Consider the following 23408-nt stretch of genomic DNA (forward strand, 5'->3'; position numbering starts at 1 on the left):
AACTTGCGGCCGGGTCACCGCCAGGTCGTGCGCAGCTGGGTTGTCACCGAGAGCGGGTTATCGCCGCGGAACAGATCGAGGATGGCTTGCCCTTGTGGGGAGTCTGCTGGCAGTTGTCGGGGTGGGCCGATGTGCTTTCGCCATGCCTGTGCCAGATGTTGCCGCCGATCCTTGTTTCGTGCGAACCAGCGGGGCACGGCGTGCCAGGCAACCGTGCCGGGCAGCGATAGCCCGACGACGGCACGAACCGCGAACAGCCTCCGGGCAACGGGCCGGGCGGGCGGCGTGAGGATCTTGCGTCCGATGAGGTAGCGCGGTTCGGCAAGCGGCGCCAGTAGCTCGTCGAGGGCCGCGGTGAACCGCAGGGACTGCTCGGTGGGCACGCCGTCGAGTTGACACCGGATCCAGCCTTCGGGGTCGGAGGCCAACCGTAGTGCCGCGGATCCTCGCTGTGCGCCGCCCGCGGCGTACAGCGCATCCGCGACGACGGCGGCCAGTTGCTCGAGCGCGTTGGGCGCGTGGTCCAGGCGGCGGCTTTCGGCCGCCGCAGCGGTTGCCACCAGGCCAACACCCGCCGCGACGATGGCGCCGGCCGTGCCGGCACCCGCCAGCATGCCGAGATTGGCGGAGGCAACTGCGGTGGCGGTGCTGGCGCCGACCACGGAAACGGCGGCCACGGCACCCCTTGCCAGGCGGACCGGACTGAACTGTCCCGGCACCGGTGGGGTCAATGCCGAGGCGGGGATGCGGGGTGCGGCGACCCCGAGCGGCTGGCGGGAGCGCACGCGGATGGTTGCGACGTCGACTCCTTCGTAGGGCTCGCCGATTCGCCACCAGGATCTCGCCTGGGCGCGTTCGGCGACGCGCTGCAGCGCTCGCGCCGTGATGGCGTGGGTATCGGTGACCGGAGGACCGTACGGCGACAGCGACGGATCGCAGTGCGTCACACCCGATTCGATGAGCCCCTGCGGGGTTGCCGCGTAGTACCCGTCATGTTTGCGCACCAGGCGCAGGTAGTCGGCATCACCGCGCGGGTGTTCTGTGGCGATACAGCAGACCGACCAGTTGTCCGCCACCTTGTGACCGTCCGAGGGGTCGTTGCGGATGGCGCGGCCGCGCATCTGAGTGATCGCTGCCTGGGTGGTTGCGCTCGTCAGGTCGATATTGACGTTGACCGCCGCGCAGTCCCACCCTTCACCTAGTAGCGAACGGGTGCCGACCAGGACGCGGGCGCGGCCGGCCAGGAAGTATTCGGTAGCCAGCGCGACCCACGTACGTGGCGTGAAGCCGCCGGTGCCGCGCATGACCCGCAGACTAGGGTGGGCGTCAAGCGGCTCGGCGGTGACGAGCGCGCCGCGCTCGGCGCAGAAGGCGATCAGGTCATCTTCGATCGCGGCCGGGCAGGCGAAGGTTTGACCTGTTACCAGAAGGGCGTGCAGTGGGGTGCGGCGGCGGTGATCCGACGCGGCGAGCATGGCGGCAACCAGCTGGGCCGAACCCGACTGCTCGCTGACGGGTGCGCCCTTCAGCGATGTGGGAAGGGCGCCGGTCATCGATTCGAAATCGCAGAGCACCAGCGCCCGCAACCGCGCCCCCAAGACGGCGTCCTCGGTGTCGAGGATGTGCGCGGTCGCGGCGATCTTGGATTCGGACAGCGCGCACAGTCTGTCTACTGGCGAGGTCGCGACGCGTACGCCGCGACTGGTCAGCCGGTAGCCCAGGCCGGGTAGCACCCGCTTGATCGCGGTCAGCGCGTGCGCGTCGCGCGGATCCGCGCTTTGTTGCAGGTGCCCGACGCTGAAGTCGGTCAATACGTTAACCCAGTCCTGGGCATCGGGCGCAATTCGGTGCTGCTCGCGCAGGCGCACGCCGTCGGGTAGTGGAATCAGGCCGTCGTAGGCGAAGCGCAGGCCGCTGCACGCGAGGTCGGGTTCGGCACGCTCGAACGTCGACCAGGCGATCTGATTGCCCTCGCGCGTCGCTCGATCCACGATCCGGGTGTGCAGCCACGCGGCCAACGACATGCTGCCCACCTTTTGGTCGATGAGGGCCAGCATGAGGTCGGCGAAGCGCGCCCGGTGGGTGCCGATCCAGGCCTGCTCTTCGGGCGTCGGTTGGGTCAGATAGACCAACTCTTGGTAGGGAGCCAGGTCGCCTTCCCTAACCAGAGCGGGTGTCGGGATCACGAAGTCGGCGGTGCCGAACAGCTCATCATGCAGGGTGTGCTGCCACGCGGTGAGCTCTGTGGCCGGGGTCGCCGTTAGACCGATCAGCGCGGTCTGCGCTCCGAGGACCGACGCCAACGCACTGACCAGGGCGCCCCACGTAGCTAGCAGATGGTGGCACTCATCGAGCACCAGCGTCCACGGGCCTAGCGTCGCCGCCCGCTCGATCACCGCCCTCCCGTTGGGGTGCAGGAGATCCAGCAACGCTTGCTGGTCGCGGTTGCGCAGGACTTCCCGCCGGACTGTCGAATCGGTTTCGGCGTCGATGACGGCAAGCGACTGATACGTCAGGACGTTCATCGCCGAGGCAAGGCCACGCTCGGTTCCACACTTCGATGCCGACCGGTCCGACGACGGAAAACTGTTATCCCACGCGGCGGCCCACTGCGCCTGCACCGCCGTGTTGGGAACCAACACCAAACTCCGGCGCCCCAGCCGGCGCGCTGCTTCCAGGCCGATCATCGTCTTGCCCGCACCCGGCGGCAGCACCAGATAGGCACGGTTGTCGCCGGCAGCGACGTCGGCGTCGAACGCGTCCAACGCTTGCTGTTGGTATACCCGCCAGTTGCCGGCAAAGGCCCGCGATTCCAGGTCGCGGTGAGGATCCACAAGGATTCACCCTAGCCAAGCACCCACGTTGGGCGCGAAAGACGCAAAAGGCCCCGAATCCAACGGATTTCGGGGCCTTTTGCGTCTGCTCGCGCCCGTGCGGCTCGTGCGGATCACACGCGCGGTGCATGCTGCTGTGGCTGTCGAGCAGTGTTGCTACCTTAACTTTCCCAGGCCTACGACGTCTGGTAGCGGCATGGCAACGGCCTGTGAGTTGGCTGGATAATGTGTTCTTCGTCGTGCTGTGGCCTGCAGATTAACAAGTCCCACAACAGTTTTCCCGTTGTATCGGACCTTGCAGCATGCGATGCTTTCGTCTTGAGCCACTACCATGAAGTTAGTACGCTAAACAATCCTGAGCCCGAATGTGTTGGTAAATGGGGTTTGGGAGCATTCACCCACGGCTGGTACAGGGGGACTGCGTAGTGCGCACCGCAACCGCCACATCGGTCGCCGTTATCGGCATGGCTTGCCGGCTCCCGGGCGGCATCGATTCCCCACAACGCCTCTGGGAAGCGCTGTTACGCGGCGACGATTTGGTGGGTGAGATTCCCGCTGACCGGTGGGACGCGAACGTGTACTACGACCCCGAACCTGGTGTCCCTGGTCGATCGGTATCGCGTTGGGGCGCCTTTCTGGACGACGTCGGCGGGTTTGACTGCGATTTCTTCGGCCTGACCGAGCGGGAGGCGACCGCGATCGACCCACAGCACCGCTTGCTGCTGGAAGTGTCGTGGGAGGCTATCGAGCACGCGGGTGTGGACCCGGCGACGCTCGCTGAATCACAAACAGGTGTCTTCGTAGGACTGACACACGGCGACTACGAGCTGCTGTCCGCGGATTGCGGCGCCGCGGAAGGACCGTACGGATTCACCGGCACCAGTAACAGTTTCGCGTCCGGGCGAGTGGCCTACACACTCGGACTGCATGGCCCCGCGGTCACGGTGGACACCGCGTGCTCGTCCGGGTTGACGGCTGTGCATCAAGCCTGCCGCAGCCTGGATGACGGTGAAAGCGATCTCGCTCTTGCCGGTGGTGTGGTTGTCACGCTAGAACCGCGGAAGTCCGTCTCGGGTTCCCTGCAAGGCATGTTGTCGCCTACCGGGCGTTGCCATGCCTTCGACGAAGCAGCTGATGGCTTCGTGTCCGGTGAGGGGTGCGTGGTCCTGCTGCTGAAGCGGCTACCGGATGCGGTGCGCGACGGTGATCGTGTGCTGGCGATCGTTCGTGGCACCGCAGCCAACCAGGATGGCCGCACCGTGAATATCGCGGCGCCGTCGGCGCAGGCTCAGATCGCGGTGTATCAGCAAGCGTTGGCTGCAGCGGGCGTCGAAGCGTCGACGGTGGGGATGGTCGAAGCCCACGGCACCGGCACCCCCGTTGGAGATCCGGTCGAATACGCGAGCCTGGCCGCGGTGTACGGAACCGAGGGTCCGTGCGCGCTGACGTCGGTGAAAACAAACTTCGGTCACCTGCAGTCGGCATCGGGGCCCCTGGGGTTGATGAAGACAATCCTGGCGTTGCGGCATGGGGTTGTGCCGCAGAACCTGCACTTCTGCCGGCTGCCTGATCAGCTGGCTGAGATTGACACTGAACTCTTTGTGCCGCAAGCGAATACATCCTGGCCGGACAACACCGGACAGCCACGTCGCGCTGCGGTTTCCTCGTATGGAATGTCGGGTACCAACGTGCATGCCATCTTGGAGCAAGCGCCGGTATCAGAACCAGCGGCTTCGGGACCTGAGCTCACTCCCGAAGCCGGTGGGCTGGCGTTGTTTCCGGTGTCGGCTACCTCGGCTGAGCAACTACACGTCACGGCCGCCCGGCTGGCGGATTGGGTCGACCAGAACGGCAACGCGGGCAGTCGAGTTAGCATGCGGGACCTGGGCTAAACGCTGTCCTGCCGCCGTGCACACCGACCCGTCCGGACGGTTGTGACGGCGAGCAGTTTTGACGAGCTGAGCGCGGCGCTGCGGGACGTCGCTGGCGATCAGATTCCCTATCAGCCCGCAGTGGGGCACGACGACCGCGGGCCGGTGTGGGTGTTCTCCGGGCAAGGCTCTCAGTGGCCCGGGATGGGCACTGAACTGCTGGTAGCCGAACCGGTGTTCGCCGCCACCGTCGCGGCGATGGAGCCGGTGATCGCTAGGGAGTCAGGGTTTTCGGTGACCGAAGCGATGTCGGCGCCACAGACGGTCAGCGGTATTGACCGGGTGCAGCCCACCATCTTCGCGGTGCAGGTCGCCCTGGCCGCGGCCCTGAAGTCGTATGGGGTACGTCCTGGTGCCATCATCGGGCACTCGCTCGGCGAGGCTGCGGCAGCCGTGGTCGCCGGAGCACTGTCGCTGCACGACGGATTGCGAGTCATCTGCCGGCGCTCGCGGCTGATGTCGCGCATCGCCGGTAGTGGCGCGATGGCATCGGTGGAACTGCCCGGCCAACAAGTGTTGTCAGAACTTGCGATTCGTGGGATCTCCGACGTCGTGCTCTCGGTGGTTGCCTCTCCGACCTCAACCGTCGTCGGCGGCGCCACGCAGTCGATACGTGACCTGGTGGCGGCCTGGGAGCAGCAGGATGTGCTGGCGCGCGAGGTAGCTGTGGACGTCGCTTCACATACACCGCAGGTCGATCCCATCCTGGACGAGTTGCTCGAGGTCCTGGCCGAGGTCGATCCGACGGCGCCGGAAATTCCGTATTACTCCGCAACGTTGTGGGATCCGCGCGAGCGACCGTCGTTCACCGGCGAGTACTGGGTGGAAAACCTGCGGTACACGGTGCGATTCGCGGCGGCGGTACAGGCCGCGCTCAAGGACGGGTACCGAGTGTTCGGCGAGCTGGCTCCGCATCCGCTGCTCACCTACGCGGTCGAGCAGAACGCCGCCAGTCTCGACATGCCGATCGCAACGCTTGCCGCGATGCGGCGCGGGGAACAGCTGCCGTTCGGGTTGCGCGGCTTCGTCGCCGACGTGCACAACGCCGGCGCCAAGGTGGACTTCTCTGTCCAGTACCCTGATGGGCGCTTGGTGGATGCGCCATTGCCGAGCTGGACGCACCGCACCCTGATGCTCAGCCGTGAGGATTCACACCGCTCGCACACCGGCGCGGTCCAGGCGGTTCATCCGCTGCTTGGGGCCCATGTGCACCTGTTGGAGGAACCGGAGCGTCACGTCTGGCAGGCCGGGGTTGGCACCGGGGCGCATCCGTGGCTCGGTGACCATCGGATACACAACGTGGCTGCGTTTCCCGGTGCGGCCTACTGTGAGATGGCATTGGCCGCGGCGCGCACCACTCTTGGCGAGCTGTCGGAGGTGCGCGACATCAAGTTCGAGCAGACGCTGTTGCTGGACGAGCAGACGGTGGTCTCATCGGCCGCGACGATCGCCGCGCCTGGGATCCTACAGTTCGCAGTCGAGAGTCATCAGGAAGGCGAGCCCGCACGGCGGGCCAGCGCGATGCTGCACGCATTGGAGGAGATGCCGCAGCCGCCCGGGTACGACACGAACGCTCTGACCGCCGCCCATGAGTCCAGCATGAGCGGTGAGGAACTGCGAAAAATGTTTAACAGCTTAGGTATTCAGTATGGTCCGGCTTTTTCAGGCCTAGTTGCGGTGCACACGGCGCGCGGGGACGTCACCACAGTGCTCGCCGAGGTCGCGCTGCCTGGAGCCATCCGATCTCAGCAGTCGGCATATGCCAGCCACCCGGCCCTGCTTGATGCGTGTTTCCAGTCGGTGCTTGTTCATCCCGAGGTCCAGAAGGCGACTGTCGGTGGTCTGATGCTGCCCGTGGGCGTGCGTAGGCTGCGCAACTATCACTCGACGCGCAGCGCGCACTACTGCCTCGCCCGGGTCACGTCATCGTCGCGAGCCGGCGAATGCGAAGCCGATCTCGACGTGTTCGACCAGGCCGGAACGGTACTTTTGACCGTCGAGGGATTACGGCTGGCCGCAGGGATTTCCGAACATGAACGCGCGAACCGGGTGTTCGACGAGCGATTGTTGACCATCGAGTGGGAGCGGGGTGAGCTGCCTGAGGTGCCGCAGATCGATGCGGGATCCTGGCTGCTGCTCAGTGCGTCCGAAGCTGATCCGCTGACCGCGCAACTCGCCGACGCGTTGAATGCCGTTGGTGCCCAGAGCACTAGCGTGGCTTCGGCGTCGGATGTCGCACAATTGCGTTCGCTGCTCGGAGGCAGGCTCACCGGTGTTGTCGTGGTGACTGGCCCGCCAACGGGTGGTTTGACACAGTGCGGCCGCGACTATGTGTCACAGCTGGTGGGTATTGCCCGCGAGCTCGCGGAGCTGCCCGGTGAGCCGCCGCGGCTGTTCGTGGTGACCAGGAGCGCGGCGAGCGTGCTGCCGAGCGATCTTGCCAACTTGGAACAGGCGGGATTGCGTGGACTGATGCGGGTGATCGATTCCGAGCATCCGCACCTGGGTGCCACCGCAATCGACGTCGACAACGACGAGACCGTCGCTGCCCTGGTGGCCAGCCAACTACAGAGCGGGTCGCAGGAGGACGAAACCGCTTGGCGCAATGGCATTTGGTACACCGCCCGGCTGCGTCCCGGTCCGTTACGCCCGGCCGAACGGCGAACCGCCGTCGTCGAATACAGACGCGACGGTATGCGCCTGCAGATCCGCACTCCCGGCGACCTCGAGTCGTTGGAGTTCGTCACATTCGACCGGGTCGCGCCGGGACCGGGCGAGATCGAGGTCGCGGTGACCGCATCGAGTGTCAACTTCGCCGACGTTCTGGTCGCTTTCGGGCGGTATCCCACCTTCGAGGGCTACCGACAGCAGTTGGGCATCGACTTCGCCGGTGTGGTGACCGCGGTCGGGCCGGATGTCACCGAGCATCGGATCGGTGATCACGTCGGCGGCATGTCCGCCAATGGCTGCTGGAGCACATTCGTCAGATGCGATGCCCGGCTGGCGGTGACGCTCCCGCCCGAGCTGCCGGTGGCCGCCGCCGCCGCGGTACCGACCGCCTCCGCGACGGCTTGGTACGCCCTGCACGATCTGGCTCGCATCTGCTCGGACGACAAGGTGCTGATTCACTCGGGGACCGGTGGTGTCGGGCAGGCGGCGATCGCGATCGCACGGGCCGCCGGATGCGAGATCTTCGCCACCGCGGGCAGTGCCCAGCGGCGACAACTGCTGCACGACATGGGTGTCGAGCATGTCTACGACTCACGGAGCACCGAGTTCGCCGAGCAGATCCGAGGCGACACCGATGGGTATGGTGTCGACGTCGTACTCAACTCGCTGCCCGGCGCCGCACAACGTGCTGGGATCGAATTGCTGGCCTTTGGCGGGCGATTCGTGGAGATCGGCAAACGTGACATCTACGGCGACACTCGGCTCGGGTTGTTCCCGTTCCGCCGCAACCTGTCGCTGTATGCCGTCGACTTGGCGCTGCTGACACACAGCCACCCGCACACCGTCCGGCGCCTGCTGAAAACCGTCTACCAACACACGGTCGAGGGCACGCTGCCGGTGCCGCAGACCACGCACTATCCCATTCACGACGCTGCCGTTGCCATTCGTTTGGTCGGCGGAGCCGGGCACACCGGAAAAGTGGTGCTCGATGTGCCGCGTACCGGTGAAGGCGTGGCCGTGGTGCCCCCCGAACAGGTCCGCACGTCCCGGCCCGACGGCGCCTATCTCGTCACCGGTGGTTTGGGCGGCCTCGGCCTGTTCCTTGCCGGCGAGCTGGCGGCGGCGGGCTGCGGACGCATCGTGCTCAACTCCCGTTCGACGCCCAGCCCGCACGCCACCAGGGTCATCGAGCGGCTCCGCGCCGCCGGTGCTGATATCCAGGTGGAATGCGGTGACATCGCTGATGCCGCAACGGCCCACCGAGTGGTGGCGGTGGCCACCGCCTCGGGCTTGCCGGTGCGCGGCGTGCTGCACGCGGCGGCGGTGGTCGAGGACGCTACGTTGGCCAATGTCACCGACGAACTTATCGACCGCTGTTGGGCGCCGAAGGTACACGGCGCGTGGAACATTCATCGGGCCACCGCCGCGCAGCCACTGGAGTGGTTCTGCTTGTTCTCCTCGGCCGCGGCCTTGGTGGGCTCGCCGGGTCAAGGCGCATATGCGGCGGCCAACAGCTGGTTGGACGCTTTTGCCCACTGGCGGCGGGCGCAGGGCCTTCCGGCTACCTCAATCGCCTGGGGAGCATGGGCCGAGATTGGCCGCGCTACCGCGCTGGCCGAAGGCACCGGCGCAGCGATCGCGCCCGCCGAGGGTGCTCGAGCCTTCCAGACGCTGCTTCGCTACGGCCGGGCGTACTCCGGCTATGCCCCGATCATGGGTACCCCATGGTTGACGGCCTTTGCGCAACGTAGCCGATTTGCCGAAGCGTTCCACGCCACGGGCCAAAATCAACCGGCCACCGGGAAATTCCTCGCCGAACTGGGCAGCTTGCCCCGCGAAGAGTGGCCCCGCACAGTCAGGCGGTTGGTATCGGACCAGATCAGCCTGCTGCTGCGGCGAACCATTGATCCGGACCGGCCGCTGTCCGACTATGGTTTGGATTCCTTGGGCAACTTGGAGTTGCGGACCCGCATCGAAACCGAAACGGGTATACGCGTCAGTCCCACAAAGATCACCACGGTTCGCGGCTTGGCCGAGCACGTGTGCGACGAGCTGGCAGCCGCCCAATCTGCGCCGGTCTGATGACGGCCCGGGTGAAGTCGTTGCGGAAGTTTGAGATCGAGCCGAGGAGGGCATGTTGCGGGTTGGACCGTTGACAATAGGCACGCTGGACGACTGGGCGCCGAGCACGGGTTCGACTGTGTCATGGCGACCTTCGGCTGTCGCGCACACGAAAGCGTCGCAGGCGCCGATCAGCGATGTTCCGGTCAGTTATATGCAGGCGCAACATATTCGGGGCTATTGCGAGCAAAAGGCAAAGGGACTCGACTACTCGCGGTTGATGGTCGTCAGCTGCCAGCAGCCCGGCCAGTGCGATATCCGGGCGGCCAACTACGTGATCAACGCCCATCTCCGACGGCACGATACCTATCGCAGCTGGTTCCAATACAACGGCAACGGACAAATAATCCGGCGTACGATCCAGGATCCCGCCGACATCGAGTTCGTACCAGTTCATCATGGTGAGCTCACGCTGCCGCAAATTCGCGAGATCGTGCAGAACACGCCGGATCCCCTGCAATGGGGTTGTTTTCGGTTTGGGATCGTGCAAGGCTGCGACCATTTCACATTCTTTGCAAGTGTGGATCATGTGCATGTGGACGCGATGATCGTCGGTGTCACGCTCATGGAGTTCCACCTGATGTACGCAGCGCTGGTGGGCGGCCATGCCCCTCTCGAGCTACCGCCGGCAGGCAGCTACGACGACTTCTGCCGCCGACAACACACGTTCAGCTCCACCCTCACGGTGGAGTCGCCCCAGGTTCGCGCCTGGACGAAGTTCGCCGAAGGTACTAACGGTAGCTTTCCTGATTTTCCACTCCCACTTGGTGACCCATCGAAACCCAGTGACGCGGATATTGTCACCGTGATGATGCTCGATGAAGAGCAGACGGCTCAATTCGAGTCCGTCTGCACGGCTGCCGGCGCTCGGTTCATCGGTGGCGTACTAGCCTGCTGCGGCCTGGCTGAACACGAGTTGACCGGTACGACAACCTATTACGGACTAACGCCGCGCGACACGCGCCGCACTCCAGCGGATGCCATGACCCAAGGTTGGTTCACCGGCCTAATTCCGATCACCGTCCCCATCGCCGGCTCGGCGTTCGGCGATGCCGCCCGAGCCGCGCAGACCTCGTTCGACTCGGGCGTGAAGCTCGCCGAAGTACCCTACGACCGCGTCGTCGAATTGTCGTCCACGCTAACCATGCCACGACCGAACTTTCCCGTCGTCAACTTCCTCGACGCAGGCGCGGCTCCGCTTTCGGTACTGCTCACCGCGGAGTTAACCGGTACGAACATAGGAGTGTACAGCGACGGTCGCTACTCTTATCAACTGTCCATCTACGTCATCCGCGTCGAGCAGGGGACGGCAGTGGCGGTCATGTTCCCCGACAACCCGATCGCCCGGGAATCGGTTGCCCGCTACCTGGCAACGCTGAAGTCTGTGTTCCAACGAGTCGCCGAGAGCGGGCAGCAGCAGAATGTTGCCTGATTCATTCCCGGTGGTGAACCCATCTTCGCGCGGCTAGGTGAACTCGTCGCCCGGCGGCCTTGGGTTGTGGTCGGCTGTTGGGTCGCGCTCGCCCTGGTACTGCCGATGGCGGTGCCTTCACTGGCGGAGATGGCTCAGCGACATCCCGTCGCGGTCCTGCCTGCCGACGCGCCCTCCAGCGTCGCTGTTCGCCAGATGGCCGAGGCGTTCCACGAATCCGGCTCCGAGAATATCTTGGTAGTGCTGCTCACCGACGAGAAAGGCTTGGGAGCGGCGGACGAAAACGTCTACCACACATTGGTGGATCGTCTGCGAAACGACGCTAAAGACGTCGTGATGCTGCAGGACTTCCTGACTACTCCGCCATTGCGTGAGGTGCTCGGTAGTAAAGATGGCAAGGCATGGATTCTGCCGATCGGTCTCGCGGGCGACCTGGGTACACCCAAGTCCTACCACGCTTACACCGACGTCGAACGCATCGTGAAACGAACTGTGGCCGGAACCACGTTGACGGCAAACGTGACAGGACCCGCAGCCACGGTGGCAGACCTGACCGACGCTGGGGCTCGGGATCGGGCTTCAATCGAGCTGGCGATCGCCGTGATGTTGCTAGTCATCTTGATGGTCATCTATCGCAACCCGGTTACCATGCTGTTGCCCCTGGTGACGATTGGCGCATCCTTGATGACCGCGCAGGCGTTGGTTGCCGGCGTGTCGCTCGTCGGCGGTCTAGCCGTATCCAATCAAGCGATCGTGTTGCTCAGCGCAATGATCGCTGGTGCGGGAACGGATTACGCCGTTTTCCTAATCAGCCGCTATCACGAGTATGTGCGGCTCGGTGAGCATCCCGAGCGTGCCGTCCAGCGGGCGATGATGTCCGTCGGGAAGGTGATCGCCGCGTCCGCGGCAACGGTCGGAATCACCTTCCTCGGCATGAGATTCGCCAAACTCGGTGTGTTCTCAACGGTTGGCCCGGCTCTGGCGATCGGGATCGCGGTGTCGTTCTTGGCCGCGGTCACCCTGCTGCCCGCCATCCTGGTGCTGGCCTCACCGCGCGGGTGGGTCGCACCGCGCGGTGAACGCATGGCGACATTCTGGCGGCGGGCCGGAACGCGAATAGTGCGGCGGCCCAAAGCTTATCTAGGCGCCAGCTTGATTGGTCTGGTTGCATTGGCCAGCTGCGCGAGCCTGGCTCACTTCAACTACGACGACCGCAAACAATTGCCGCCTTCGGATCCGAGTTCGGTTGGGTACGCGGCAATGGAGCACCATTTCTCGGTGAATCAGACTATTCCTGAGTACTTGATCATCCACTCTGCACACGACCTGCGAACCCCGCGCGGCCTTGCCGACCTGGAGCAGCTGGCGCAACGTGTGAGCCAGATCCCAGGCGTTGCCATGGTTCGCGGTGTGACCCGGCCAAACGGGGAAACCCTTGAACAGGCCCGGGCGACATACCAAGCCGGCCAAGTTGGCAACCGGCTGGGCGGCGCGTCGCGAATGATCGATGAGCGCACCGGCGACCTGAATCGGCTGGCATCGGGTGCCAACCTGTTGGCCGACAATCTCGGTGACGTTCGCGGTCAAGTCAGCCGGGCCGTTGCGGGTGTCCGCAGCCTTGTCGACGCCCTCGCTTACATCCAGAACCAGTTCGGTGGCAACAAAACATTCAACGAAATCGACAACGCTGCAAGGCTTGTCAGCAATATCCACGCGCTCGGTGACGCTCTGCAGGTAAACTTTGACGGTATCGCCAACAGTTTCGATTGGCTTGACTCTGTTGTCGCCGCTTTGGATACCAGCCCGGTCTGTGACAGCAACCCTATGTGTGGCAACGCGCGCGTTCAGTTTCACAAGCTGCAAACCGCACGTGACAATGGCACTCTCGACAAGGTTGTCGGCCTGGCGCGTCAGCTGCAGTCCACGCGGTCACCGCAGACCGTGTCGGCGGTGGTGAACGATCTGGGGCGATCGCTGAATTCGGTAGTCCGCTCGCTGAAATCACTGGGGTTGGACAATCCGGACGCCGCCCGGGCGCGCCTGATCAGCATGCAAAATGGAGCTAACGACCTCGCCAGCGCCGGTCGTCAGGTCGCAGACGGCGTCCAGATGCTGGTCGACCAGACCAAGAACATGGGCATCGGGCTGAACCAGGCGTCAGCCTTTCTGATGGCGATGGGCAACGATGCGTCGCAACCGTCGATGGCGGGTTTCAATGTCCCGCCGCAAGTGCTGAAGTCCGAGGAGTTCAAAAAAGTCGCCCAGGCGTTCATCTCGCCAGACGGGCATACCGTGCGGTACTTCATTCAGACCGACCTCAACCCGTTCAGCACTGCGGCCATGGATCAGGTCAACACGATCATTGACACAGCCAAAGGTGCACAGCCAAATACCTCCCTGGCTGACGCGTCGATATCAATGTCGGGTTACCCGGTCATGCTGAGGGACATCCGCGATTACTACGAGCGCGATATGCGGCTCATCGTCGCTGTGACCGTCGTCGTGGTGATCCTGATCCTCATGGCACTGCTGCGTGCGATAGTGGCGCCGCTGTACCTGGTCGGTTCGGTGGTCATCTCGTACATGTCGGCGATCGGGCTTGGTGTGGTGGTGTTCCAGGTGTTCCTGGGGCAGGAATTGCACTGGAGTGTGCCCGGCCTAGCGTTTGTGGTGCTGGTCGCCGTGGGTGCGGACTACAACATGCTGCTGGCGTCGCGGTTGCGGGACGAGTCGGCATTGGGAGTGCGTTCCAGCGTGATTCGCACGGTGCGTTGCACGGGCGGAGTGATCACGGCAGCGGGTCTGATATTTGCCGCTTCGATGTCCGGCCTGCTGTTCTCCAGCATCGGAACCGTCGTCCAAGGCGGCTTCATCATTGGGGTCGGGATCCTGATAGACACGTTCGTGGTGCGGACCATCACCGTGCCTGCCATGGCCACGCTGCTCGGACGCGCAAGTTGGTGGCCCGGACACCCTTGGCAGCGGTGCGCACCCGAAGAAGGCCAGATGTCAGCCCGGATGTCAGCGCGCACGAAGACGGTATTTCAAGCCGTGGCAGACGGATCAAAGCGGTAGTGTTTAGCCGCCGAAGGCGGGGGAGCCCAGTAAGCCGCGGGCACCTTCCACGATCGAGCCCGGAGCGGTCAGCGGATCCAGGCCTCGCACCGGATCCACGGAGACCGGCCGGGTGAACCAATTGTCGTTGCGTGCATAGGCCGCGTCGATCTGTGGTTGCAGCACACTGTCGATTTGATCGACTTCGGCGTCGGACATGCCGAGGTAACGCAGCGGCAAGGTCAACGGGAGGTGGTTCACGGGGACCAGATACGTCGTCGTGGTAGCGCCTCGTGAGTTGACGGTGGTCCTGATGTTCTGCGGGGGTACGTCACCGGGTCCGGTGAACCCGATTGGGGTGTGCGCGATGGCAGCGCCGATGGCCGCATTGGCGACCGCTAACAGATTGTCCGGCCGGTCCGGGAAGTCGCTGAAGCCGTCGTATGCGGTGACGACATGGTTGGTGTCGTACTGGCTATCCACCTGCTGGGGCATCGTATATTCGATGAAGGGAATCGGAATGTGGCTACCGGGGGGAAAAATTCGGGCCAGGAAGCTCGCTCCGAACGCATGACGTCCGGTGGGGTCGCCGAACGTCGTGAACTGCAGCTTGTCCGGTGCAGGTGCCGTCGGGTCGTTGGCGAGCCGCGCCTGCTCCTGGTCGAGCACGAGGGAACCCTGGGATAGGCCGACGGCCGCGGCTGGATCGGTTCCGTGATGAATTGCGTTATCAAGGCTGTTTGTCCCATCTTTGACCGCCACGCCCACCGTCATGTTGTCTTGGTGGCTCCCTGGCGGCAAAAGCATGGTGGGCCACCAGCTGAAGGCCGCTCCGGCGGGATAGTCGATGAGATCGTGCTTTGCGTTTGGGAAATATTGAGAGCCAGCCTGGTTCGTGTACTCGTACCAGGGAATGCCCGGCATTCGCGCGCCCCCGAGGGCGTAGACGACTTTGGCGGTTGAAGCGTCGCCCACCGGAGAGGGGGACGGAGGTGGCCCAGGAGCCCACGGGTACGCGGGTTCGCTTGCCGCAATAGCGGTTCCGAATCCACCGGCCCAACCCACGAGCCAGACCGCGAATGCTCCCGCAATCACTCGCTTCATCTGCCTCTGCATCGAGAATCGCGTGCGTGAAAGCATAGGAAAGCAGCTATCGTTCGGCGGTTTTCGGGCGGTTATGTCGCCATATCTTAGTCAGCCACGTCCCGGCCGACATTAAAGTTGGCAGCCAACAAGCTGTGAATCGCCCTGGGTCAGCCCCGACTAGCTCAGCCGTCCAACCGGGTGAATTGCTGCAGCCGGTATTGCTCTACACAGGCGGCCCTTCTGATCTTGCCGCTGGTTGTGGTGGGGATCGACCCGGGCGGGACCAAGACGAGGTCCGCCACGTTGAGACCGTGCGAGCGTGATATCGCGGCTGTGACGTTGTTCTTGATGACATCGAGTTCGTCCATCGCTTCGCCGGCGGAATCGCCGAGGAGCTTGAGCTCGATGACAGTGACTAACTTCTCTGTGTGATCGACCGGAACTGAAATCGCAGCGACCCGACCACCAGTGATCTCCTGGACGGTCGACTCGATGTCCTCGGGGTAGTGATTGCGCCCGTATACGATCAGCATGTCCTTCATACGGCCCACGATGAACATCTCGTCCTCGGAGAGGAATCCGAGGTCTCCCGTTCGCAACCAGGATCCATCAGGAGTACCTGCCGAGGGGTGGACCAGCATTGCGCCAAAGGTGTGCCGTGTCTCGTCCGGTTTGTTCCAGTAGCCTTCGGCGACGTTGTCGCCCTTCACCCAGATCTCGCCGATCGTTCCCGCGGGGCACTCAATGCAGGTGTCGGGATCCACAATTCGCACTGTTGGTGATGTCGGCATGCCATAGCTCAGCAGCGGTGTGCCGGTCTTGGGTTCACATCGATTCGCACTGCCCGTGGACAGCTTGTCAGGTTCGAAGTAGACGACTTCTGGCTTGTCACCCGAATTGCGGCTGGCCACATAAAGAGTCGCTTCCGCCAGACCGTACGAAGGCCGTATCATGTCTTCGCGGAAATTGTACGGTGCAAACCGGTTGCAGAATCTACTGAGCGTGTTGGGGTGGACTCGTTCAGCACCACTGGTGATGCCCAGGACGTTGCCGAGGTCGAGGCCTTCTATGTCGGCATCTGTTGTCTTGCGGACGGCCAATTCGAAGGCGAAATTCGGTGCGGCCGACCACGAAGGACTTCCGTTGGCCAGCGAATGTAGCCAACGCGCTGGCCGTTGCAGGAACGCCAGCGGGCTAGTGAGTTCACTGCGGTAGCCGCCCAGGATCGGTGCGATGATGCCAAGGACCAAGCCCATGTCGTGGTAGAACGGCAGCCACGACACGATGGTAGTGTCAGGTGGCGCCACACCGTTGCGGTCGCCGAAGTAGTTCGACATCAGCTGTTGGAAATTCGCCTGAAGGTTCCGATGCGAGATCATGACCCCAGCCGGAGCGCGGGTGGAGCCAGAGGTGTACTGCAAGTACGCGGCGCTTGGCAGATCCTTCACCCGAAAGCTCGGTGAATTCCCGGTCAAGTCCAATGAATCGATTTCGATGATCGGCCCTACGTTGTTCGTGTTCGGCCGGTGGATGTGCTCGGCAACCGCTTCTGCGACCGCAGATGTTGTCAGGATGACCGAAGGTGACGCGTCGGCAAGCACCGCGCTGACACGTTCGTCGTGAGAGCCGATCTGCGGGACTGACAACGGAACCGCTATCGCTCCGGCCTGCATCGAACCTAGGAAAGCCGCGATGTAGGCCAGGCCCTGCGGAGCCAGAATCACGGCTCGGTCTCCGGTCGTGCAATGCCGCCTGACTTCGTGAGCAACGATGCGGGTCCGTCGAAACACCTCTGACCACGTGAGCGTCTCGGTGATGCCGGCCCAATCCTGTTCGTAGTCGATGTACGTGAACGCGGCGTCGTCGGGCTGCAGGCCGGCACGCTCGCGCAGCAAGGACAAGACAGAAGAGTCGGACATTGGTGCTACATTACCGTTTCGCGCGATCTCCGATAACCCAAGCGGGCAGGGGGATGGTTGGCGATAGCGATGCTGATCATAACGTTCTGCAATGCTGTGCATGTGCTGAAACAGGTTGACGCAGAGTCGAAGTCGGTGTACGCAGGGGCGCCGTGAGGGGCGTCACGGTCGAGTTGCTAAGCCGTGCGTTCCATGGCCCGCAGCCCCAGCGAAAAGAGCAGCCGCACATCCGGATCGCCCAGCGAGGTCGACAACAGCTGCTCGATCCGCCTTATCCGGTAGCGAACGGTGTTGGGATGCACTTGCAGTGACCGTGCGGCGGCGCCGATGTCGCCGAAGGCATCCAGGTAGGCACGCAGGGTCTGAGCCAGCACCGGGTCCTGGGCGCCCAGGTCACGTATCCGAGGATCGACGAGCCGCTGGTCGGTGCCGACCAGGGTGACGATTTCGTCGAGCAGAACGGTGGTGCGTGCCTCGGCCAGCGATGTCACCTGCCCCAAGATCGGGTGGCGCTCGGCACTCTCGAGTACCCGATCCACCTCGACGCGTGCCGGGTTGACTTCGGCAAGTCCCGCGACCGGCCCCGCGATGGCTGCCCGTAGTGCTACTCCCAGCTCGGCGCGCAGTGCGCTGATTGTGCCGCGGACCCACGAGGTGACAGCTCGGCCGGTCGTGGTTTGGGGCAGCAGCACATAGATCCGTGAGCCGTTGGCGGCAACCTGAGCGTCGTGGCGAAAAGCGCTGGCGCTCAATGCCATGACGTCAACAAGCCGAACATGGCGGACTGCGGTATCGCGGTTTTCCGCGGTGTCGAAACCGATCAGCGTTGCGTTGCCCTCGGCGGCGACGCCGAGTTCACGGGCGATGGTCGATACGTCGACGGGTGCTGTGGTTGCGTTCAGCTCGGCCAGGCCCAGTAGTTGCTGTACCCGCAGCGCGTGCGTATTGGGCTGGGTCGCCAGTCGCGACATGATCCGGGCGGCCAGCACCGCAGCACCCCGCAACATCTCCTCGGCATCGTCGGCCAACGGCTGCGAGCCTTGCTGGACCCAGATCGTGCCGGCGAACACCGGTGGCCGCAGCGCACCGACCCCCGGCTGATGAATCCCGATGGCTAGCCGAGGACGCAACCCCAGCTCGGGGCGCTCGGCCACCCGCACCACCTCACGGCCGGGCCGCAGGGCATCGAAGATGCCCCATTGACCTATCCACTGCAGATGCTCGGGCGGGCCGGCGCGGCCCAGGATGGACAGCCGACGCAGCTCGTCGGCCTCGTCGTTGGAGGCCGAGTAGGCGAGCACGTGCGACTGGGCGTCCTCGATGCTGATCATGCCGTGGATGCGGTCGGCCAGGGACTGTGCCAACCCGAACAGGTCGGTTCCGGAATCGTCGGTGGGGTCGGCCCGGTCACCATGATGCTCCAAGACATGATTCACCAAGTGGTACAGCCGTTCCCAGCGGGCCCGCGGCTCCACGGCTACCACCGCCGAGCCGGCGCGGACGGCCCCGGCCACCACCGAGTCCGACGGGTGCTTGACGAAGATCGCCACCGGCGCCCGTTGGCGTGCCTGATCGTCGACCCAGCGCACCGCCTCGTCGTCGGTGACCCCGATCAGGAAGAACACATCGGCCGAGCCCGCCGCGGCCGCCAGGCCCAGCCGCACGTCGTCGGAATCGATCAGCGCCGTCGACGCCACCGGCAGGTCCAGGCCGCGCGGGGCGTCCACCAGGCTGACCACGGTCGCATCCAGCGCCAGGAGCAACTGGCCGAGCCCCACGCCGGCGATCCGCATGTTGTCCGATCCTACTAGCAAGTCCGCCAGATCTTGTCTGATCGGCCAAACATTTGCGATGCCTGGGCGGGGATGCTGGCAGGCATGGACGCGATCACCCAGGTGCCGGTTCCGGCCAACGAGCCGGTGCACGACTATGCGCCGAAATCCCCGGAACGGACCCGGCTGCGCACCGAACTGGCCTCCCTGGCCGATCACCCCATCGACCTGCCGCACGTCATCGGCGGCCGACACCGGATGGGCGACGGCGAGCGAATCGACGTCGTGCAGCCGCACCGGCACGCCGCCAGGCTGGGCACCCTGACCAACGCCACCCACGCCGACGCCGCGGCCGCCGTCGAAGCCGCCATGTCTGCCAAAAGTGACTGGGCGGCACTGCCGTTCGATGAACGTGCCGCGGTGTTCCTGCGCGCCGCCGATCTGTTGGCCGGGCCGTGGCGGGAAAAGATCGCCGCCGCAACCATGCTCGGCCAATCCAAGTCGGTGTACCAGGCCGAGATCGACGCGGTCTGCGAGCTGATCGACTTCTGGCGGTTCAACGTCGCTTTCGCCCGACAGATTTTGGAGCAGCAGCCGATCAGTGGCCCGGGGGAATGGAACCGGATCGACTACCGCCCGCTGGACGGTTTCGTCTACGCGATCACGCCGTTCAACTTCACCTCGATCGCCGGCAATCTGCCGACCGCCCCGGCTCTGATGGGCAACACCGTGATCTGGAAGCCGTCGATCACCCAGACGCTGGCGGCCTATCTGACCATGCAACTGCTCGAGGCCGCCGGGTTGCCGCCCGGGGTGATCAACCTGGTCACTGGCGACGGATTCGCGGTTTCCGATGTGGCACTGGCCGATCCACGGCTGGCCGGCATCCACTTCACCGGGTCGACGGCTACCTTCGGCCACCTATGGCAGTGGGTGGGTACCAATATCGGCCGCTACCATAGCTATCCGCGACTGGTCGGCGAGACCGGGGGCAAGGACTTCGTGGTGGCGCACGCCTCGGCCCGCCCGGATGTGCTGCGCACGGCCCTGATTCGCGGAGCATTCGATTACCAGGGCCAGAAGTGCTCGGCGGTGTCGCGAGCGTTTATCGCGCATTCGGTGTGGCAGCGGATGGGCGATGAGTTGCTGGCCAAAGCCGCCGAGCTGCGCTACGGTGACATCACCGACCTGTCCAACTACGGTGGTGCGCTGATCGACCAGCGCGCCTTCGTCAAGAACGTCGACGCCATCGAACGGGCCAAAGGCGCGGCCGCGGTCACCGTCGCCGTCGGCGGCGAATACGACGACAGCGAAGGCTATTTCGTGCGCCCCACGGTGTTGCTCTCCGACGACCCGACCGACGAGTCGTTTGTCATCGAGTACTTCGGTCCGCTGCTGTCGGTGCATGTCTACCCCGACGAGCGCTACGAGCAGATCCTCGACGTCATCGACACCGGATCCCGCTACGCGCTGACCGGCGCGGTCATCGCCGACGACCGGCAGGCCGTGCTGACCGCGCTGGATCGGCTGCGGTTCGCGGCGGGGAACTTCTATGTCAACGACAAGCCGACGGGGGCGGTGGTGGGGCGTCAGCCGTTCGGCGGTGCACGCGGATCGGGCACCAACGACAAGGCCGGTTCGCCGTTGAACCTGCTGCGGTGGACGTCGGCGCGCAGCATCAAGGAGACGTTCGTCGCGGCCACCGACCACATCTACCCGCACATGGCGGTCGACTGATGGCCGGCTGGTTCGCGCACACGCTGCGCCCGGCAATGCTTGCCGCCGGCCGCTCGGATCGGCTGGGCCGCATCGTCGAGCGCTCGCCGCTCACCCGCGGGGTGGTGCGCCGGTTCGTGCCCGGCGACACGCTCGACGACGTGGTGGATATCGTTACCGCGCTGCGGGATTCGGGCCGCTACCTCAGCATCGACTACCTGGGCGAGAACGTCACCGATGCCGACGACGCTGCCGCCGCCGTGCGGGCGTACCTGGGGCTCTTGGACGTGCTGGGCCGCCGCGGCGATATCGCATGCGACGGGGTGCGACCGCTCGAGGTGTCGCTCAAGCTGTCGGCGCTCGGGCAGGCCCTCGATCGCGACGGCCAGAAGATCGCGCTGGACAACGCCCGCGCCATCTGTGAGCGGGCCGAGCGGGTGGGCGCCTGGGTCACGGTGGACGCCGAAGACCACACCACCACCGATTCCACATTGTCGATATCGGGCGATTTGCGCGTCGACTTTCCTTGGCTGGGCACGGTTGTGCAGGCCTATCTGCGGCGCACGCTGGCCGATTGCGCGGAGTTGGCGGCCGTGGGCGCCCGAGTCCGGTTGTGCAAGGGCGCCTATGACGAACCCGCATCGGTGGCCTACCGAGACGCCGCGCAGGTCACCGACTCCTATCTGCGGTGCCTTCGGGTATTGACGGCGGGGCGAGGCTATCCGATGGTGGCCACCCACGACCCGGTGATCATCGCGGCGGTACCGGGGATCACGCGCGAATCAGGGCGTAGTCAAGGTGATTTCGAATACCAGATGCTCTACGGCGTCCGCGACGACGAACAACGACGACTGACCGGCGCCGGTAACCACGTGCGGGTGTATGTGCCCTTCGGCACCCGGTGGTACGGGTATTTCCTGCGGCGGCTGGCCGAACGCCCGGCCAACCTGGCGTTCTTCCTGCGGGCGCTGACCGACCGCCGACGCGCGCGGGGGTGCGCCGAGCGCTGAAATCGCCGGTTGCTGTCACATTCGGCGGGGCTGTCTCGTCCTTGATGTTATGAATTCCAGCATGGGTCGGCGGGAGGACACATGTCGCAACACGACCCGGTAAGTGCGGCCTGGCGGGCGCATCGGGCCTACCTGGTGGACCTCGCGTTTCGTATGGTAGGTGACATCGGCGTGGCCGAAGACATGGTGCAAGAGGCATTTTCCCGCTTGCTGCGGGCTCCGGTCGGCGACATCGACGACGAGCGTGGCTGGCTGATCGTGGTCACCAGCCGGCTGTGCCTGGATCACATCAAGTCGGCGTCGACACGCCGGGAGCGCCCGCAGGACATCGCCGCATGGCACGACGGTGACGCCAGCGTGTCATCGGTTGACCCGGCTGACCGGGTGACTCTCGACGACGAGGTCCGGCTGGCTTTGCTGATCATGCTCGAGCGCCTCGGCCCCGCGGAGCGGGTGGTGTTCGTGCTGCACGAGATCTTTGGGCTGCCCTACCAGCAAATCGCCACGACGATTGGCAGCCAGGCCTCCACATGCCGGCAGCTGGCTCATCGGGCCCGTCGCAAGATCAACGAATCGCGCATTGCGGCCAGCGTGGAGCCAGCCCAGCATCGCGTCGTCACCAGAGCTTTCATCGAAGCCTGCTCCAACGGAGACCTGGACACCCTGCTCGAGGTGCTGGATCCGGGTGTCGCCGGCGAGATCGACGCCCGCAAAGGCGTTGTCGTCGTGGGCGCGGATCGGGTTGGCCCGACCATCCTGCGCCACTGGAGTCACCCCGCCACCGTCCTGGTAGCCCAGCCGGTGTGCGGTCAACCGGCGGTGCTGGCCTTTGTCAACCGAGCGCTTGCCGGCGTGTTGGCCCTGTCGATCGAGGCCGGCAAGATCACAAAAATCCATGTCTTAGTGCAGCCTTCAACATTGGACCCGTTACGGGCCGAACTCGGCGGCGGTTAGTTAGGTATCGGAGGTATGACCATGAAATCACTTGCCGCGCTTGACCGGCCGAGCTGGTTGTCATCGTCGGCGTGGCCCTGGCAGCCCTACCTGCTGAGCCACCATCAGGGCGGCATCGCGGTTACCGATATCGGCGACGGGCCGGCGGTGCTGTTCGTTCACGTCGGCAGCTGGAGCTTTGTCTGGCGTGACGTGTTGTTGCGTCTAGCCAACGATTTTCGGTGTGTTGCCATCGACGCACCGGGTTGTGGGCTCAGCGACCGGCTCTCAACCCCGCCAACACTTGCCCAGGCGGCCGATGCAATCACCTCGGTCATTGATGCGCTGCAGTTACGTGACCTCACCCTGGTAGCCCACGACCTGGGCGGCCCGGCCGGCTTCCTGGCCGCCGCCCGTCGCGGCGACCGCGTCGCGGCACTGGCCGCGGTCAACTGCTTCGCATGGCGGCCCACGGGTCCGCTGTTCCGGGGCATGCTCGCGGCGATGGGCAGCGCCCCCGTGCGTGAACTGGACGCGGCCATCAATGCGCTTGCCCGCGCGACGTCGACGCGGTTCGGGGCCGGTCGGCACTGGAGCCGCGCAGACCGCGCGGCTTTTCGGGCGGGAATCGATGCGCCGGCCCGCAGGGCGTGGCATGCCTACTTCCGCGATGCGCGCCGTGCCCATGCCCTCTATACCGACGTCGACGCCGCGTTGCGGGGGGGTCTGGCCGATCGGCCACTGCTGACCATCTTCGGTCAGTTCAACGATCCGCTGCGGTTTCAGCCGCGCTGGAAAGAGTTGTTTCCGACGGCACGCCAACTGCAGGTCCGCCGGGGCAACCACTTTCCCATGTGTGACGACCCAGACCTGGTGGCCGGGGCACTCACGTCTTTCGTGCAACGGTCAACGTGAGCCGCCGACTGCCGT

Annotated in this window: 12 protein-coding genes; 8 read left to right on the plus strand and 4 right to left on the minus strand. The window is 64.8% G+C overall.

Features of this window, described 5'->3' with window-relative positions; translation table 11 throughout:
• Positions 1-14 precede the first annotated feature (14 nt).
• The gene (locus Rv1179c) at positions 15-2834 is read right to left on the minus strand and encodes a hypothetical protein (protein NP_215695.1); all 2820 of its coding nucleotides are present in this window, start codon (positions 2832-2834) and stop codon (positions 15-17) included.
• A 425-nt stretch (positions 2835-3259) separates the two neighbouring features.
• Between Rv1179c and pks3 the strand changes: the two genes are divergently transcribed.
• From pks3 to mmpL10, 4 genes are all read left to right on the plus strand, one after another.
• A complete protein-coding gene (gene pks3, locus Rv1180; RefSeq protein ID NP_215696.1) occupies positions 3260-4726 on the plus strand; it encodes a polyketide beta-ketoacyl synthase in 1467 nt (488 codons plus the stop codon).
• Between the two features lie 42 nt (positions 4727-4768).
• The gene (gene pks4 / locus Rv1181; RefSeq protein ID NP_215697.1) at positions 4769-9517 is read left to right on the plus strand and encodes a polyketide beta-ketoacyl synthase; all 4749 of its coding nucleotides are present in this window, start codon (positions 4769-4771) and stop codon (positions 9515-9517) included.
• 52 nt (positions 9518-9569) lie between these two features.
• Positions 9570-10988, plus strand: a complete 1419-nt coding sequence (papA3, locus tag Rv1182) for an acyltransferase papA3 (RefSeq protein NP_215698.1) — start codon at positions 9570-9572, stop codon at positions 10986-10988.
• Positions 10989-11054: 66 nt separating this feature from the next.
• A complete protein-coding gene (gene mmpL10, locus Rv1183; RefSeq protein ID NP_215699.1) occupies positions 11055-14063 on the plus strand; it encodes a transmembrane transport protein MmpL10 in 3009 nt (1002 codons plus the stop codon).
• A gap of 3 nt (positions 14064-14066) precedes the next feature.
• Here the strand turns inward: mmpL10 and Rv1184c are convergent, their stop codons facing one another.
• From Rv1184c to Rv1186c, 3 genes are all read right to left on the minus strand, one after another.
• Positions 14067-15146, minus strand: a complete 1080-nt coding sequence (locus Rv1184c; RefSeq protein NP_215700.1) for a hypothetical protein — start codon at positions 15144-15146, stop codon at positions 14067-14069.
• 164 nt (positions 15147-15310) lie between these two features.
• Positions 15311-17047, minus strand: coding sequence for a fatty-acid--CoA ligase FadD21 (gene fadD21 / locus Rv1185c; protein ID NP_215701.1), 1737 nt, complete (start codon positions 17045-17047; stop codon positions 15311-15313).
• A gap of 176 nt (positions 17048-17223) precedes the next feature.
• Positions 17224-18840, minus strand: coding sequence for a hypothetical protein (locus tag Rv1186c; protein ID NP_215702.1), 1617 nt, complete (start codon positions 18838-18840; stop codon positions 17224-17226).
• A gap of 84 nt (positions 18841-18924) precedes the next feature.
• Here Rv1186c and rocA point away from each other — a divergent pair, with 84 nt between their 5' ends.
• The 4 genes from rocA to Rv1190 all read left to right on the plus strand — a co-directional run bounded on the left by rocA (position 18925) and on the right by Rv1190 (position 23393).
• Entirely contained in the window at positions 18925-20556 is a 1632-nt protein-coding gene (gene rocA, locus Rv1187; protein NP_215703.1) for a pyrroline-5-carboxylate dehydrogenase RocA, read from the plus strand.
• Entirely contained in the window at positions 20556-21545 is a 990-nt protein-coding gene (locus tag Rv1188; RefSeq protein ID NP_215704.1) for a proline dehydrogenase, read from the plus strand. The genes rocA and Rv1188 overlap by 1 nt, the downstream gene beginning before the upstream one ends.
• 81 nt (positions 21546-21626) lie before the next feature.
• Positions 21627-22499 carry an ECF RNA polymerase sigma factor SigI gene (sigI, locus tag Rv1189; protein NP_215705.1) on the plus strand — a complete coding sequence of 291 codons (873 nt, stop codon included), beginning with the start codon at positions 21627-21629 and terminating at the stop codon, positions 22497-22499.
• Positions 22500-22514: 15 nt separating this feature from the next.
• Positions 22515-23393, plus strand: a complete 879-nt coding sequence (locus Rv1190) for a hypothetical protein (RefSeq protein NP_215706.1) — start codon at positions 22515-22517, stop codon at positions 23391-23393.
• The last annotated feature ends 15 nt before the right edge of the window (positions 23394-23408 follow it).

This window comes from Mycobacterium tuberculosis H37Rv (genome assembly GCF_000195955.2).
Classification (GTDB): Bacteria; Actinomycetota; Actinomycetes; order Mycobacteriales; family Mycobacteriaceae; genus Mycobacterium; species Mycobacterium tuberculosis.

Excerpts from the sequence above, each read along its gene's own strand:
- papA3 (NP_215698.1), top strand. The coding sequence starts at position 9,570 with ATGTTGCGGGTTGGACCGTTGACAATAGGCACGCTGGACGACTGGGCG.
- Rv1184c (NP_215700.1), bottom strand. The coding sequence starts at position 15,146 with ATGAAGCGAGTGATTGCGGGAGCATTCGCGGTCTGGCTCGTGGGTTGG.
- fadD21 (NP_215701.1), bottom strand. The coding sequence starts at position 17,047 with ATGTCCGACTCTTCTGTCTTGTCCTTGCTGCGCGAGCGTGCCGGCCTG.
- Rv1186c (NP_215702.1), bottom strand. The coding sequence starts at position 18,840 with ATGCGGATCGCCGGCGTGGGGCTCGGCCAGTTGCTCCTGGCGCTGGAT.
- rocA (NP_215703.1), top strand. The coding sequence starts at position 18,925 with ATGGACGCGATCACCCAGGTGCCGGTTCCGGCCAACGAGCCGGTGCAC.
- Rv1188 (NP_215704.1), top strand. The coding sequence starts at position 20,556 with ATGGCCGGCTGGTTCGCGCACACGCTGCGCCCGGCAATGCTTGCCGCC.
- sigI (NP_215705.1), top strand. The coding sequence starts at position 21,627 with ATGTCGCAACACGACCCGGTAAGTGCGGCCTGGCGGGCGCATCGGGCC.
- Rv1190 (NP_215706.1), top strand. The coding sequence starts at position 22,515 with ATGACCATGAAATCACTTGCCGCGCTTGACCGGCCGAGCTGGTTGTCA.